We start from the raw sequence: 15,152 nt of genomic DNA on the forward strand, positions 1-15,152 counted from the left end.
CGGGGTTTCGCGGAGGGTCGGCCCCTGCCGACCCCTCCTGCCGAGGCCCCCGTCGCACCGTCTCCGAGCCGCTCCAACAGCGCGGAATCCGGAGCGGATTTCCTACCCGTCAGGTCAGCGCGCCAGCAGGTTGCTGGCGCTCAGCGGACCATCGCTCCCCTGCCCGCCCAACGGCCCTCCAGGACCGGACTGCTGGGTGCGAGCCTCCGCCGCGTAGCGGTTGAGCTTGTTGTAGAGCGTCTTCTCGCTCACCCCGAGCACCTCCGCCGTGCGCGCCTTGTTGTTGCCATTGCGCTGGAGGCTGCCGAGGATGTACTCACGCTCCACCGCGTCCAGGCTCAACCCGAATGGCAACCGGAAGGTATGCCGCTCCGGGCCCTTGCCAGCCATGTCCGGCGGCAGGTGCTCGCGGGTGATGAGTTCCCCGTCGCACAGGATCACCGCGCGCTCCACCGCGTTGCGCAGCTCGCGGATGTTGCCCGGCCACTCGTAGTTCTTCAGGACCTCCATGGCCTCCGGGTGCACGCCGGACACGCGCTTGGCCGAGTCCCCACGGAACTTGTCCACGAAGTGCTGGACCAGGATGGGCACGTCCTCGCGCCGCTCGCGAAGGGGCGGCAGGTGGATCTGGAACACGTTGAGGCGGAAGTAGAGGTCCTCGCGGAAGCGCTGGTTCTTGATCTCCTGCTTCAGGTCGCGGTTCGTGGCGCACAAGACGCGCACGTCCACCTCGATCTCCACCTTGCCACCCAGCCGGCGCAGGCGCCCCTCCTCCAGGACGCGCAAGAGCTTCGCCTGCAGGTCGATGGGGATCTCACCCAGCTCGTCCAGGAACAGCGTGCCGCCGTGGGCCAGCTCGAACACGCCCGGGCGGCGCTGATCCGCGCCGGTGAAGGCGCCGCGCTCGTGGCCGAAGATCTCCGACTCGATCAGCGTGGCGGGGATCGACGCGCAGTTGATGGCGATGAAGGGCTTGTCGCGGCGCAGGGACAGGTTGTGGACGGCGCGCGCCACCACCTCCTTGCCCGTGCCGGACTCACCGCTGATGGACACGCTGGCCTTGGACGGGGCCACCTTCTCCACCAGCTCGATGACCTTGCGCATGCCCGCCGACTGGGCGATGAGGTCCGAGGAGCCCAGCTGCTTGAGCCGCCGGCGCAGCGTCTGCACCTCGCGCAGGGTCTCCTTCTTCTCCAGCGCCCGGTCGATGCAGACCTTCAGGCGGGCGGTGTCGAGCGGCTTGACGATGAAGTCATACGCGCCCTCGCGGATGGCCTCCACCGCCGCGTCGATGGTGCCGCGCCCCGTGAGGAACACCACCGGGCAGTCCGGCAGCTCCTCCTTGAGGTTGCGCAGCAACCACAGTCCATCCGTCTCGGGCATCGCCAGGTCCGACAGGACGACGTCCGGGCGGAACTCGCCGGCCTTGCGCAGGGCATCGTGCCCGTCGAAGGCCGTCTCGACCTTGTGCCCCCAGGAGCTGAGCATCTCTGCCAGCGCCTCGCACGTGTCGCGTTCGTCGTCCACGGCCAGGATTCGTGCGCTACCCAAGATGAAGACCTCCGGTACTGCGTCGTGACGCGGATTGGGGGTGACTCTGAATGAGAAGCCCGCTGCTCGGTACAGCCCTCAAGCGCGAGGAAAGATGAGACGGCAGGAACCACCGCGGACATGGAGGTCCACACCCAGCTGCGAACAGCGCAGCCCCAGCGCGGCCACGGCGTCCGCCAGCTCCGGCGCGCCGTCCCCTCCCGAGTCCTCGACCTCCAGCACCGCCACCGGGCCGTCCGCGCGCACCGTCACGCGCACCGAGCCCCCACCTTCCGCCCGCCGGACTCCCCGCAGCAGCGCCTGGATGACGAAGAAACCGAGCTCCGAGGTGTCCGAGAGGCGCACCCGCACCCCAGCCTCCACGGCCACCTGCATCGTGGCGCGACGCTTGCGGCCCTCGTGCGCCACCACGCTCATCGCCCGCGTCGTCGCGTCCGACAGGTCCACCTCGCCCGCCGCGCCGCCCTTGGACACGATGAAGTCGGAGAACTGCCGCAGGATGCCGTCCACGCGCTGGATCTGCTCGCGCAGCGCCTTGAGGTTCTTCTCCTGCGACGGGGGCACCTGCCCCGTCTCCGCCTTCAGCTTCTCCGACAGCACCTCCAGATGGATGGCCATCGCGTTGAGCGGGTTGCGGACGTCGTGCAGCAGGCTGTCCATCAGCGTCTGTACGGCGCCGTAGCGGGCAGCGCCCACCACCGGATCCGTCGACTCCTGGACACGCACCATGCTGCTGGACACAGCCGTCGAGCTAACCAACGGAAACTCCTCGGGTTTTTCGTCTCCCTCCCCCGCCGCCACCCCACCGCGGCCAAGAGTTAGGGAGCGTGTTCCACAACGTCAACCCTGGGTCGGTAATTCTTGCCGGAACCGGCAAATTCCCGTGTAGCGACGCCTACTTGCGCAGGCTCCCGAGTGTTCTCCGGGCGACGTTTCCCGTGGCGCTTCCGTCCGCGTGAGTCGGGGGTTTCCCGCTCAGGTCGACGACGCGGGCGGGCGCGAGGCCTCGCCCAGGCCCACCAGCTCCAGGTTGAGCCGGGTGGCGACCTCGAAGATGCGGGGGTCCCGGTAGAACTCCCCGAAGACGATGCGCACCAGCCCCGCGTTGGCGATCAGCTTGAAGCACGGCCAGCAGGGGCTGGCGGTGGTGTAGATGGTCGCCCCGTCGATGCCCACGCCGTTGGTGGCCGCCTGGATGATGGCGTTGGCCTCCGCGTGCACCGTGGCCACGCAGTGTCCGTTCTCCATCATGTGGCCCACGTCGTCGCAGTGGGGCAGCCCGCGGATGGAGCCGTTGTAGCCGGTGGACAGGATGGTGCGGCCCCGGACGATGACGGCGCCCACGTGCTTGCGATCACACGTGGCCCGGGTGGCCACCTGCTTCGCGATGTCCATGAAGTACTGATCCCACGAAACCCGTCCGGACATGCGCTCGCCTCCTGGTGACGCGAAAAAGAGCGGGACGGATGTAGCGCGGACGGGGCGCCTGTCGACAAAAAGGCGGGTCAGCGACCCGCGGCGTGAGCGACGCCTCCCTCACCAGGCAGGCTGCGCTCGAGCAGCCGGCCAAAGCCCTGGGCCTTGAGGAACTGGCGCACCTTGGTGCTCGGCGCGGCGAACGTCTCGCCGGGCATGGGCACATCGAAGCTGAAGCTCTCCTGCTGCACCTCGAAGCCCACCTGCGCGGTGCGGTAGCCCTCCACGATGGCGAGCAGCCGGCCCGTCTCCAGGCTGAAGATGCCGCCACCCGACGCCCCGTAGCCGATGGGCGCGTCGGTCTTCACCAGCTTCGGCCGCCGCGACTCCCGGTCCCACTCCACCTGGGACAACATGCCGCCGGACAACGACAGCGCGCGGCCGAACGGAGACGCCGCCACGACGACGTCCTCGCCCAGCTCCAGCTCGGCCTCCTCCGCCAGCTCCACCGCGGGCAGCCCCAGCCCCGGCACGCGAAGCAGCGCCAGGTCCATCTCCGGCACCTTGCCGCGCGCCACCACCTGCCCCACGTGCGTCTCCACGTCCCCGCGCCGGTCCACCAGCACGCGCAGCTCCGGGGCCTTCAGGTCCTCCATCACCACCGCGTGCGCGTTGGTCACCACCCACGCCACCACGCCGTCCTCGCTCCGCTCCGAGCCCACGACCACGCCGGACGCGGTGCGACGCACGTTGTCCCCCTCGGCGATCTGCAGCCGCACGTTGTGCGGGAGGATGCGGCGCACCATCTCCTTGCGCGTCGGCCGCGCGGGCTCGGGCATCGCCACCACGCGCACGACCTCGGCAGGGGCCTTGGGCGCGGGGGCGCTCGCGTGGGGCGACGAGGCGCCGGCACACGACGCGAGGGCGAGCAGGGCGACGGGGGCGCCCAGGAGGAAGCGGGTCATCGACTCTCCGGGATGAAGGATGGCGCGTGGGACTGCGAACTCGCTCGACGCCCCCATCTTCCCGAGCCCGCTTACCAATGGAAAGCAGGCGCCCGAGCAGGCCCCGTCAGCCCGCTCGCCCGCTCCTCATGCGTAGCGCTTCTTCATCAGGAACAGGATGGCGTCCTTCGCGCAGTGCTCGCAGTAGCCGTAGCGCTCCGCCATCGTCTTGAGCGTGCTCTGCACCTGCGTCTGCTCGCGCGACGTCAGCTGCGCCCGGTCCTCGGAGAGGTACTTGAGGACGTTCTCCTTGTTCTTGCGCAGGACGCGCTTGCGCTCCTCGAAGTAGTGATCTCTCAGGCGCTTGAACATGTCCGGGAACACGCGCGCGTAGTCCATCACCACGTCCGGGTTGTCCAGCCGGTGGGCGCCGATGGAGGCGATGAGCCCGCGACGGAAGTCCGCCACCTCCTCGCCCCGGGGCATGACGATGGCCTCCACCTCCTGCATGCGCTGCTCGTCCGGCTTCTCCATCTCGCCCGTGACGCGGTTGCGCATCTTCTCGCCGCGCACCCAGTGGCTCACGCTCTGGATGTAGCGCTCCACCAGCTCCCGGTATTGGCCCTCGGACACCAGGCCCATGGACTCGCGCACCTCGGTGTCCACGCGGTCCAGGTACTCGGCCTCCGCCACGCGCACGAAGGCCTCGTGGTCGTGGTAGCCGTCCACCACCTCCTGGAGCAGGAACTCGTAGACGCTCTTGTCCTTGCAGATGGCCTCCAGCTCCTCCAGCACCGCGAGCGCGTTGAGGCACTTGTAGTCGGGGTTCTGCGCGGCGTTGAACAGCGCCGTCTTGATCTCCCGCGCGCTCGCGCCCATGCGCCCCTCGTAGTTGGGGTACGCGTCCGACTCGGTGAAGAGCTCCTCGCGCAGCTTGCGCAGCTCCTTGGTGTTGGCCAGGCTGAGCCGGTCCGGCGGCGCGCCCTCCTCGTACAGGTGCAGCTTCTCCACCGGCGTGACGTGGTCGATGAGCTCCTTCACGTCGCCGGGGTAGCGGTCCGGGATCGGCTTCTTGAGCCGCGTGAGCACCGCCCACATCGCGGCCACCGCCGTCGCGTGCGGCGCCACGTGCTTGCCCACCGTCGTCGCGGACACCTGCGCGTCGTAGATCTGCTGCTCGGTGCGGTAGCGGCGCAGGTACGGCACGCGCACCAGCTCGATGCGGCCCTTGAACGACGCGAAGTCCGGCAGCTCCTTGAACGCGCCCAGGTGCTTCTCGTTCGAGGACGCGATGAGCACCTCGTCCAACTGGAGGACGAACGGCTCGAGCGGCACCTCGCTCGTCTCGCTGAAGCCCAGGAGGTACTTGAAGGCCTCCAGCGGCCGCTTGAGCAGGTCCGCGTACTCGATGAGCCCGCGGTTGGCGTGCACCAGCGGGCCGTGCGGCTCGAAGAGCACCGTGCTGTGCAGGGGCGCGGGCACGTTGAGCTGGGTGCGGTCCGCGGTGAGCTGCTGCACCACCGCGTCCACGCTCATCTGCGGCTCCACCGTCACCGTGGCCACCTGGTAGCGCCGCGACACGTAGAAGCGCTCCACCTGGACGTGGCGCATCACCTTCAGCCAGTCGCCGTTGTACGAGTTGAGCAGCGCCGTGTAGATGCGCCGGCACTTGGAGCACAGCTCGCCGTCGCGCACGTAGTCGGAGAGGATGAAGTCCCCCGTCTCCCCGTCCCCGTTGCCCAGCCCCTTCTTCTTGAGCGCCGTCTCCAGCACCTTGCGCCGGTCCACCGCGGGCATGGCGAAGAGCGGATGGTCCCTGAGCTCGCAGGGCATGCGCAGGTCGATGGACTCCGCGTCCAGGTGCGCGAAGGTCGTCAGCTCCCCGTCCCCGGTGCTCGCCCGCTCCCCGAAGCCGATGGAGCCCTTGATGAGCTTCTCCGAGGGGAACACCCAGGCGATGCGGTACAGCGCCCCCTGCGGCAGCCGCGAGTACGTCTCCATCCCAGACTTGAGCGCGTTGACCAGCGAGGACTTGGCGCTGCCGTTGGGACCGTGCAGGAAGATGAGCTTGTTGATGCGGCCGGCGCGCACGAAGTTGCCGAGCACCCGGTAGATGGCGTTCTGCACCTCCTCCTGCCCCGCCACCCGCCCGTCGCGCTCGTTGTGCTGCGCATCGAACACCTTGAAGCGCCGGATGCTCCCCGTCGGGTGCGGCACCGTCTCCGTCCCGAAGTGGTCCATCACGTCCCGCAGGTACTGCGCCGCGTTGCGCGCCTGGGCCTTGGGGTCGTTCAGGAAGAGCGACAGGTACTCCTCGAAGGACAGGATCGAACGGTTCTTGACGAAGTCGGCGTTCACCTGCGAGCCCACTTCCTGCAGATACCCCTTCGCGTCCACGTGGCTCTCCTCGTCGTCGTCCAGGTCCGTTGATCTAGCCACGCCACCGGCGGGCCGCAGGCCGTCCTCTGCGCTCCTCGACCTTTCCCGCCCGCCCTCCGGAAAGTCCAGGGCCCTTTGGCGCCGTGTCGTCCACCCCACGTGCTCGGGCCGTCGGCTGTCCTCCAGGGGGGAGAGTAGCCCAGGTGCACTTTTCGCCCGACATGGTGCGGGGTTGCAGGGCTTTGTCGCAGGTGGGTGTCAGCTTACTCGCGTGGTGGGCCGGGGTGCGCTACGGTCCAGCCTTTCTCTTCGGTGGCCACCCGGAGCCCAGACACGATGCACAAGGAGCCCATCATCGGCATCGACCTCGGCACGACCAACTCGTGCGCGGCGATTGTCGAGGACAGCGGGAACGTCAAGCTCATCCCCTACAAGGGCGGTGAGTACACCATCCCCTCCATCTTCGCGATTGATGACAAGGGGAACGAGCTCATCGGCTACGAGGCCAAGCGCCAGTGGCAGCTCAACCCGCGCAACACCGTCTACGGCGCCAAGCGTCTGGTGGGCCGTCCTTTCGGCAGCGACGTCGTCGAGACGATGAAGAAGGTCGTGGCGTACAACATGCGCCCCGGCAAGAAGAACGACGTCACGCTGGACGTCGGCAAGCGTGAGTTCACGCTCCAGGAAGTGAGCGCGAAGATCCTCGGCAAGATTCGCGAGGTCGCGTCCAACTACCTGAAGATGCCCATCAAGCGGGCGGTGGTGACGGTGCCCGCCTACTTCAACGACCGGCAGCGCCAGTCGGTGAAGGACGCGGGCAAGCTCATCGACCTGGAGGTCGTGCGCATCATCAACGAGCCCACCGCGGCGGCGCTCGCGTACGGCGTGGGCAAGGGCCTGAAGGAGAAGGTCGTCATCTACGACCTGGGCGGCGGCACCTTCGACGTCTCCATCATCGAGATCCGCGAGCGCGTCTTCGAGGTGAAGTCCACCGGCGGCGACGTGTTCCTGGGCGGCATCGACTTCGACAACGCCATCATCCACCACGTCCTCAAGGACTTCGCGGCCAAGACGGGCATCGACCTGGCCACGGACCCGGTGGCCATGCAGCGCATCAAGGACCTGGCCGAGCGCACCAAGATTGATTTGTCCGCGCGCGACGAGGTGCCCTTCAACATCCCCTTCATCACGATGACGTCCCAGGGCCAGCCCCTGAACATCGAGATGAAGTTCACGCGCAAGATGCTCGAGCAGCTCACCAACCACCTCGTCGACCGCACCCTGCAGATGGTGGCGCGCGTGCTGGTGGACTCGGGCCTGTCCACCAAGGACGTGGACCAGGTGATGCTGGTCGGCGGCCAGACGCGCATGCCCATCGTCCAGGACCGGCTGACGAAGTTCTTCGGCAAGGCGCCCAGCAAGGCCGTGCACCCGGACGAGGCGGTCGCCATCGGCGCGGCGCTCTACGCGCACTCGCTCCAGGACGACACCAACCTGCGCATCCAGCTCTTGGACGTGATTCCCATGGCCATCGGCCTGGAGAAGGCCGGCGGCGCGTTCCACGTCGTCTTCCCGCGCAACGCGCCCATCCCCAACGCCAAGCAGCTGCTCGCCACCACCAGCATGGACAACCAGACCGAGCTGGCCATGCGCATCTTCCAGGGCGACCACGAGATGGTGGCGCGCAACGACATGCTCGGTGAGTTCACCTTCTCCGGCATCCAGCAGGCCCGCGCCGGCGGAGTGCAGGTGGAGATCACCTTCGACGTGAACATCGAAGGCATCCTCACCATGCGCGCCCGGGATCCGGCCACCGGCCGGGAGATGAACACCACGGTGCGCGTCACCCAGAGCAGCTGAAGCGCCGCGCGCCGTCCCCGCTCATCGGGACGGCTGCGCCACCAGCCCCGCCGCCTCGTGCGAGCCCTCCCCGGGCTCCTCGTGGCCCCCCGAAGAGGGCATGTACGGCGTCGAGTCCTCCGACACCGGCGTGCGTGCCCCCTCCGCCCGGAGCAGCTCGTACACCAGCAGCTCCACCGAGGCCCCTGGAGGCACCTGGGGTCCCAGCGCCGCGTAGTCGAAGGGCTCCTGCGCGCGCTCCTTGGTCCGCTCGCTGAGCAGCACCTGCCCGCGCCGCGCCAGGGTGGACAGCCGGGCCGCGGTGTTCACCACGTCCCCCAGCACCGTGTAGTCGAGCCGCCCGGACGCCTTCGCGCCGATGCTGCCGGACACCACGTCCCCGGAGTCCAGCCCCATGCAGACGCCGTGGGCGTACGGGGCGCCCTCGCCTCCCCTCGTGGCCAGCACCTCGAGCTGCTGTCGGATGGACAGACACGCCTCCAGCGCATGGTCCACGTGGCCGGGGCCGCGGAAGACGGCCATCACCGCGTCGCCCACGAACTTGTCCACCGTGCCGCCGCGCGAGAGCACCTCCGGGACGATGGCCTCGAAGATGGCGTTGAGCCGCCGCAGCGACTCCGGGGGCGCCTCGTCCTTGAGCACCGGGGTGAAGCCGTGCACGTCGACGAAGACGACGGTGCCCTCCACCCACTCGCCCGCCATGGCCTCCGTGCCTTGCATCATCGGCGGCAGCCGCTCCAGCACGCCGCCCGGGACGAACATGCGCAAGAGGCCGTTCTCCTCGGTGTAGCGCACCGTGCGCCGCAGCTCGCGCACGTGCTTGAGCGTCTTGACGAGCGTGGCCTCCAGGTCCGGGAAGTCGATGGGCTTGGTGATGAAGTCGAACGCGCCGCGGTTCATCGCCGTGCGCAGGTTGCTCATGTCCCCGTACGCCGAGACGATGACCACGCGCGTGAGCGTCGTCACCTCGCCGATGCGCGACAGGAACGTGAGCCCGTCCATCCTCGGCATGTTGATGTCGCAGAGGACCACCTCGGTGTCCGGGTGCTGGCGCAGCTCCTCCAGCGCCTCCTCGCCATCCGCCGCGAACAGGAACTGGTAGACGTTGCGGCGGACCTGCTTGCGGAACACCTGCTCCATCAGCACCGCGACATCCGGCTCGTCGTCCACCACCAGCACCTTGGCCGGACGCGCGGGCCGCCCCGCCTCCACCCTCGCGCTGAAGGCCGAGGACAGCTCGTGCGCGGACTGGAAGCGCTTCGAGGGGTCCACGTCCAGCGCCCGCGCGAAGAACGCGTCCACCTCCGTGCCCAGCTCGGGCGCCAGCGAGGACGGCGCCACCGGCGGCGGCGGCACGTTGCCCAGGCGGAACTGGCGCAGCGACTCCAACGGGAACGGGTGCTGTCCGGTGAGCGCCCGGTACGCCACCACCGACAGCGCCCACAGGTCGCAGCGGTGGTCCAACCTGGGCGACAGCCCGCGGAGCTGCTCGGGGCTCATGTAGCGCGGCGTCCCCGCCATCTCCTCCTCGGGGTGCGGATGCGCCGTGCCACCCTGGGTCAACAGGGCAAGCCCGAAGTCCAGCACCTTCACGACCTCTCCGGACGCGCTCCGGGAAAGGAAGATGTTCGCGGGCTTCAGGTCTCTATGGATGACACCGGCGGCGTGGGCGGCCGTGAGGGCTCGGGAGGTCTGCGTGAGCAGCCGCTCCACCATGGCGAGCGACAGGCGGCCTCGGCGGTTGAGCAGGGCCTCCAGGTCCTCGCCCTCGAGCAGCTCCATGACGATGTAGGGGGTGTCTCCCTCCAGATGGCAGTCGTGGATCTGGATGACGTGCGGGCTCTGGAAGCGGGCGATGGCCTGGGCTTCCCACTCGAACTGGCGCAAGGCGTGCGGGGTGGGGGCGCAGTGGGTGGCCATGAGCTTGAGGGCCACGCGGCGTTGGAGCTTGGGATCCGTCGCCACCCACACCGTGCCCATCCCACCGCCCGCGAGCACCCGCTCGAGGACGTATCGCCCGCCGATGATGCGCGGCTCAGACATGTCGTGTTGGTTCATGGTTGGTCGCACCGGGCGTCGCGATGATGGCACATCGGGTCCACGCGCCGGAACACCATCCCGCCCCCTCCCTCCCCTGGCGGACGTGCCACCTCGTCCGAGTCGCGGGCGTCGCACGTGTTACCGTGCTGGCCCCGTTCCCCGACCTGTTCCGCAGCTCCCTACCCGTGGAGGAGTCATGCCTGATGTGACTCGAAGCGCCGTGTCTCCCCTTCCTTCCCCCTCGGCGGAGGATGTGCCGCCGCCCGCGCCGCCCCATCTGCCGGATGGGACGACGTACCCTGGCGTCGCCGTCCCGCCGGGTCTCAGACCCGGGATGCCGCGCAACGCGATGACATCCAACCGGGAGCGCTTCACGCGCGAGCCGCTGCACGTGCTCGCCGGCAAGCTTCCCCCGGACCTGCACGGCCACGTCTTCGTCGCCGGCCCCAGCGTGTCCGAGGGCTCACCGGCGCTGGCCTCCGACGGGCTCGTGCTGCGGCTCGACTTCGACGGGGCCCACGCGACGTTCAGCTCCTCCATCATGGAGACGCCGTCGTACGTGGCGCGCGAGCCGGTCAACGCGGGCAAGACGTCGCGCGGGCCGCTCACGCGCTACCTCAACGAATTCCGGGAGACGACGCTGTCGGACGTGTCCATCGCCCTGGGCGCGCAGGAGGCCCCCAACACGGCGCCCTTCCTGGTGCAGGGCGAGAACATGATGCTGGTGACGACGGACGCGGGCCGTCCGTGGGCCATTCATCCGATGACGCTGGAGGCGTACACGCCGCTGGGCTACCTGCGCGAGTGGAAGCCGGCCATCGGCACGCCGTGGACGTTCCCGCTGCTGCAGAGCACCGCGCACCCCGCCTTCGCGTTCGAGCACCCGGTGGCCATCTCCGAGGCGCCGGGCGCCGGGCAGAAGCCGCGCCTGTTCCTGACGAATCACGCGCCCAAGTGGCCGCTCGGGGAGGGCTGGACGCACCTGGTGAGCTGGGACACGTGGGAGAACCGGCTGCACCACTGGTCGCTCATCGACGCGGCCACGGGCAAGCCGGTGGTGACGCAGTCGCTGCATCAGATCGCCGTCACGCGCGACTACGTCGTCCTGCTGGACAGCAACTTCCCGGTCAACTTCTGGAGCATCGCGGTGCAGTCCGCGCTGCCGGGCATGACGCGGCTGCAGCGGCTGGTGAGCCGGTTGACCTCCGAGCCCTCCTATCCCCAGGCGGTGTTCTGGGTGGTGAAGCGCTCGGACCTGCGTCCCTCGCCCGGCACGCTGTTGCCCGATGACCCGCCGAGGATCCCCGCGTACCGCTTCCAGTCCGGCGGTGGCGGTCTGCACTTCGCGGCGCGCTACGAGAACCCGGACGACGTCATCACGATTGTCGTGGGGCACTCTCCCACCGAGGACCTCTCCCACACCATCCAGGAGGGAGATTTGCTCATCAACGGCAACCGGGCCCAGGCGTACCAGCAGGGCATGCCCACGGCGGTGCCGGTGACGCGCAGCTCGCTGGGCGTGCACCACATCGACATGCGCCGGCGGACCATCGAGTCGAAGCTGCACTCGCACGATGACTACACGTGGGGGCTCACCGTCTTCTCGAACACGGGCCTCATCAACGGCGAGCTCGAGACCAATCTGAAGCTGTACCTCGACGAGGTCCCCCGCGAGCCGCCTCCTGGCGGTGAGCCCCCCGGCGGCATCAACTGGGGCATTCCGGAGGACGAGCTGGCCATCTACTTCAACTCGGATGGCTTCACGGCGGACATGGTCCCCGAGTTCATCTACCAGATGTACAAGCCCATCGTCGGAGACCGGGAGGGCATGCCCATCCGCGAGGGCCGGGCCGCGAGCTTCTTCAAGTTCTTCGTCAACTCCGGCCGCTTCGAGGGCTACGTGCTGCCCACCGGCTGGTTCGGCTTCGCGCCGCAGTTCGTGCCGAGCATCAAGCTGCCGATGGTCCCGTACTGGAAGGGCTACGTCGTGGCGCTGGTGGTGTCGGACCCCACGCCGAACCTGCCGCCGGACTCGACGGGGGACGAGGTGTGGATCTTCGACTCGGAGGACATCGCCAAGGGACCCATCTGCCGGCTGGGCAGCAAGAACTTCGACATCGGGATGACGCTGCACACGACGTATCTGCCGCCGGGCCTGGGGGACATCCTCGATGGCCACGTGCCGAACGACCCGCCCTACTGCGTGGACGTGCGCGAGGACTACGACGTGAGCGCGATGCAGAAGGCCTACGAGAACTGGCTGCCGAGCCTGTTCCCCCGAGTGCCGCGCGCGCTCTTCGCCCCGTGGCGGATGGGCGTGCGCTGGGTGCTCAACTTCCCGAAGCTGCGCGAGGTGTTCGAGAACGACGTGTACCCGCGCTTCACGATGAGAGCGCCTCGGAAGAAGTAGCGGCATGACGGCGGTGGTGCCTCGGAGGATGAATGGGTTCTCCGAGGCATGGGCTCGCGCGACTCAGTCACCCGCCATGACCGCGCGGGTCGCCTCCTCGAAGCAGGCATCCGGCACGGAGGCGAGGACCTCGTCCTTCCCTCCTTGAATCCAGGTCCACCTCGCGCCCAGCTTCGTCACCAGTCCGAGCTTCCCGCCGCGAAGCCTCGCGATGAAGTGCCTCGCGGTCCCCTTGCCGCCGTCAGCGCGCCACAGGACAGCCTCGAGGTCCGGAGGCGCGCTCCCCGCGAGCAACGGTGCGATGGCTGCGTGGCACTCCAGTCGGAGGATGCGCGCATCCAGCTCCATGAGCAGCCCTTGCACGCCCAGCCCCGCGCGACCGGGCTCCTCGTCGAGGTACTTCACGACACGGGCCACCGCGGCGGTGAGGTGCACGAAGGTGTCCTTGCCGCGACACAGCGCCGCCGCAGCACCTGCCGTCCGCCGGACCACCGCGAGCGCCTCCGACTCGTCAGCCTCGGAGCGCGAGTCCGCGATGAGCGCGTGATAGGCGCGGCCCGCCTTGCTCGTCAGCTTCTTGTCGTGCCCCAGCGAGAGTGACTCCTGGGGCGTGAGGCGCAGGGGCTTCGACAGGAAGTCCCGCACGCGCTCGACGATGCGGTGCGCGACGGCCTCCTCGAAGCGATCCGCGAGAAACGGCGGTACGAGGGAGGAGAACCACAACCCCAGCTCCACCTGCCCCGCCGCCGGGCACACGGGACGCGGGCCGCCCAGCGCCCAACGAATCGCGGGCCGGTCTTCGGGCTTCGCCGCGAGTATCGCGGCCTTGAGAATGACGTGACAGCGCTCGAGTCCCGCGACTTCCGCCATGTCCCTTCACCTCCGCACGGCATGGGCAATGTCACACCTCGCCCCGGCGCTCATGCAGCCCACGCTCGCCATGCACGACAGAGCGTGACACCTCCGGCGTTCTGGCGCGCGCCGTTCTTCGTCGCGAGCCCGCGCCCGAGGCCCCCCTTCACGCCCCCGCCATCACCGTGTCGACGATCTTCGCCGAGCACAGCACCGCAGGCAGGCCCGCGCCGGGATGGGTCCCCGCGCCCACCAGATACAGCCGGTCCACGTCCTCGCTCTTCGCCTGCGCCCTCAAGAACGTCGTCTGCAACAGCGTGGGCGCGAAGCTGAACGCCGCGCCCCGGAACGAGCGCAGGTCATCGCGGAAGTCCTCGGGCGTGAACACCCTCGACGTCATCAACTCCGACTCCAGCCCGGGCAACACCGTGCGCGACAGTCGCTCCGCCAGCATGCGACGGAACGTCTCCGCCCTCGCCTTCCAGTTCGAGCCCTCGCCCAGATGCGGCACCGGCGCGAGGACATAGAACGCGTCATGTCCCGGCGGCGCCAGACCCGAGTCCGTCGCGGTGGGACGGTGCAGGTACAGCAGCGGGTCCTGCGACGGCTGACCCGAGCCCGACAGGCCCGAGAACATGCCTCGGAAATCCCGACCGAACAGCAGCGTGTGGTGCGCGACCTCGGGGTACTGGCGCCGTGTGCCGAAGTACCAGAGGAACACGCTCATCGAGTATCGCGCCTGCTGGATGCGGTCATCCGTCCAGTGGCTGCGCACGTGACGCGGCAGCAGGTACCGGTACGTCCACGCCGCGTCCGCGTTGGACACCACCGCCTCCGCGGGGAGCCACTCCCCCGAGCCCAATCGGACCCCCGTGGCCTTGCGCCCCTCCACGGTGATCTCCGACACCTCGCTGTCGTAGCGGACCTGACCGCCCAGCGACTCCAGCAGCGACACGAGGCCCCGCACCAGCGCGCCCGTTCCTCCCACGGGGAAGAACCCACCCCAGCGCCGCTCGACGAACTGGATGGACGTGTACACCGCGCTCGCGGCCGAGAACGGACTGCCGCCGATGAGCAGCGGATGGAAGCTCAGCGCCTGCCGGAGCCGCTCGTCCTTCACGTGCCGCGACACCAGGCCGTACATCGTCCGGAAGGCCTCGTCTCGAACCAGCGCCGCGGTGAAGGGCGCAAGACTCAGCACGTGCGGCACGGGCGCGCTCATCAAGGGGCCGATTCCCGCCTCGTACAGCCGCTCCACCCGGGCGGACAGCGCCAGGTAGCCCGCCTCGTCCCCGGGGGAGACGCGGCGCACGGCCTCGAGCATCCGCTCCCGGTCCGTGTGGTAGTCGAACGTGAAGCCATCCGGGAAACGCATCCTGTAGAGCGGCGTCACCGGCCGCAGCTCGACGTGCTCCGCGAGCTTCCGCCCCGCCAGGGCCCAGAGCTCCTCGAGCAGGTGCGGACAGGTGATGACCGTGGGCCCCGCGTCGAACGTGAAGCCGTCCTGCTGGAAGGCATGGGCACGTCCCCCCGGGACGGCGCGACGCTCCAGGACGGTGACTCGCCAGCCTCGCGCGGCCAGACGCACCGCCGCCGCGAGCCCTCCGAAACCACTGCCGATGATGAGGACGCGCCTGCCGTCCCGCCGTGTGTCCTGTTCCACCCTGGCCGTCGCTCTCATCACCGTGGAGGTTGCATGG

The 15,152-nt window shown here is 69.0% G+C and carries 10 protein-coding genes; 2 read left to right on the forward strand and 8 right to left on the reverse strand.

Annotated elements, in window-relative coordinates; all coding sequences use genetic code 11:
- Positions 1-114: 114 nt before the first annotated feature.
- The 5 genes from nla6 to K8640_RS28365 all read right to left on the reverse strand — a co-directional run bounded on the left by nla6 (position 115) and on the right by K8640_RS28365 (position 6,308).
- Positions 115-1,551, reverse strand: coding sequence for an enhancer binding protein Nla6 (gene nla6, locus K8640_RS28345; RefSeq protein WP_141323913.1), 1,437 nt, complete (start codon positions 1,549-1,551; stop codon positions 115-117).
- A gap of 78 nt (positions 1,552-1,629) precedes the next feature.
- Positions 1,630-2,280 (reverse strand): HAMP domain-containing sensor histidine kinase, encoded by a 651-nt coding sequence (locus tag K8640_RS28350; RefSeq protein ID WP_223749917.1) that lies wholly within the window; start codon positions 2,278-2,280, stop codon positions 1,630-1,632.
- Between the two features lie 246 nt (positions 2,281-2,526).
- Positions 2,527-2,979 (reverse strand): cytidine/deoxycytidylate deaminase family protein, encoded by a 453-nt coding sequence (locus tag K8640_RS28355; RefSeq protein ID WP_046713582.1) that lies wholly within the window; start codon positions 2,977-2,979, stop codon positions 2,527-2,529.
- 77 nt (positions 2,980-3,056) lie between these two features.
- Positions 3,057-3,932 carry a serine protease gene (locus tag K8640_RS28360; RefSeq protein ID WP_223749918.1) on the reverse strand — a complete coding sequence of 292 codons (876 nt, stop codon included), beginning with the start codon at positions 3,930-3,932 and terminating at the stop codon, positions 3,057-3,059.
- Positions 3,933-4,058: 126 nt separating this feature from the next.
- Complete coding sequence (locus K8640_RS28365; RefSeq protein ID WP_223750033.1) at positions 4,059-6,308, reverse strand: PrkA family serine protein kinase; 2,250 nt, start codon at positions 6,306-6,308, stop codon at positions 4,059-4,061.
- Positions 6,309-6,626: 318 nt separating this feature from the next.
- Here K8640_RS28365 and K8640_RS28370 point away from each other — a divergent pair, with 318 nt between their 5' ends.
- Positions 6,627-8,150 (forward strand): Hsp70 family protein, encoded by a 1,524-nt coding sequence (locus K8640_RS28370; protein ID WP_141323915.1) that lies wholly within the window; start codon positions 6,627-6,629, stop codon positions 8,148-8,150.
- A 21-nt stretch (positions 8,151-8,171) separates the two neighbouring features.
- Here the strand turns inward: K8640_RS28370 and K8640_RS28375 are convergent, their stop codons facing one another.
- Entirely contained in the window at positions 8,172-10,193 is a 2,022-nt protein-coding gene (locus K8640_RS28375) for a protein kinase domain-containing protein (protein WP_223749919.1), read from the reverse strand.
- A gap of 217 nt (positions 10,194-10,410) precedes the next feature.
- Between K8640_RS28375 and K8640_RS28380 the strand changes: the two genes are divergently transcribed.
- Positions 10,411-12,600 carry a carotenoid oxygenase family protein gene (locus tag K8640_RS28380; protein ID WP_223749920.1) on the forward strand — a complete coding sequence of 730 codons (2,190 nt, stop codon included), beginning with the start codon at positions 10,411-10,413 and terminating at the stop codon, positions 12,598-12,600.
- A gap of 63 nt (positions 12,601-12,663) precedes the next feature.
- On the opposite strand, the gene K8640_RS28385 is transcribed toward K8640_RS28380, so the two are convergent.
- Positions 12,664-13,470, reverse strand: a complete 807-nt coding sequence (locus tag K8640_RS28385; RefSeq protein ID WP_223749921.1) for a hypothetical protein — start codon at positions 13,468-13,470, stop codon at positions 12,664-12,666.
- A gap of 148 nt (positions 13,471-13,618) precedes the next feature.
- The gene (gene crtI, locus K8640_RS28390; RefSeq protein WP_370640406.1) at positions 13,619-15,115 is read right to left on the reverse strand and encodes a phytoene desaturase family protein; all 1,497 of its coding nucleotides are present in this window, start codon (positions 15,113-15,115) and stop codon (positions 13,619-13,621) included.
- Positions 15,116-15,152: the final 37 nt, after the last annotated feature.

Origin of the sequence: Myxococcus sp. XM-1-1-1 (assembly GCF_020037095.1) — a bacterium.
Taxonomy (GTDB): Bacteria; Myxococcota; Myxococcia; order Myxococcales; family Myxococcaceae; genus Myxococcus; species Myxococcus fulvus.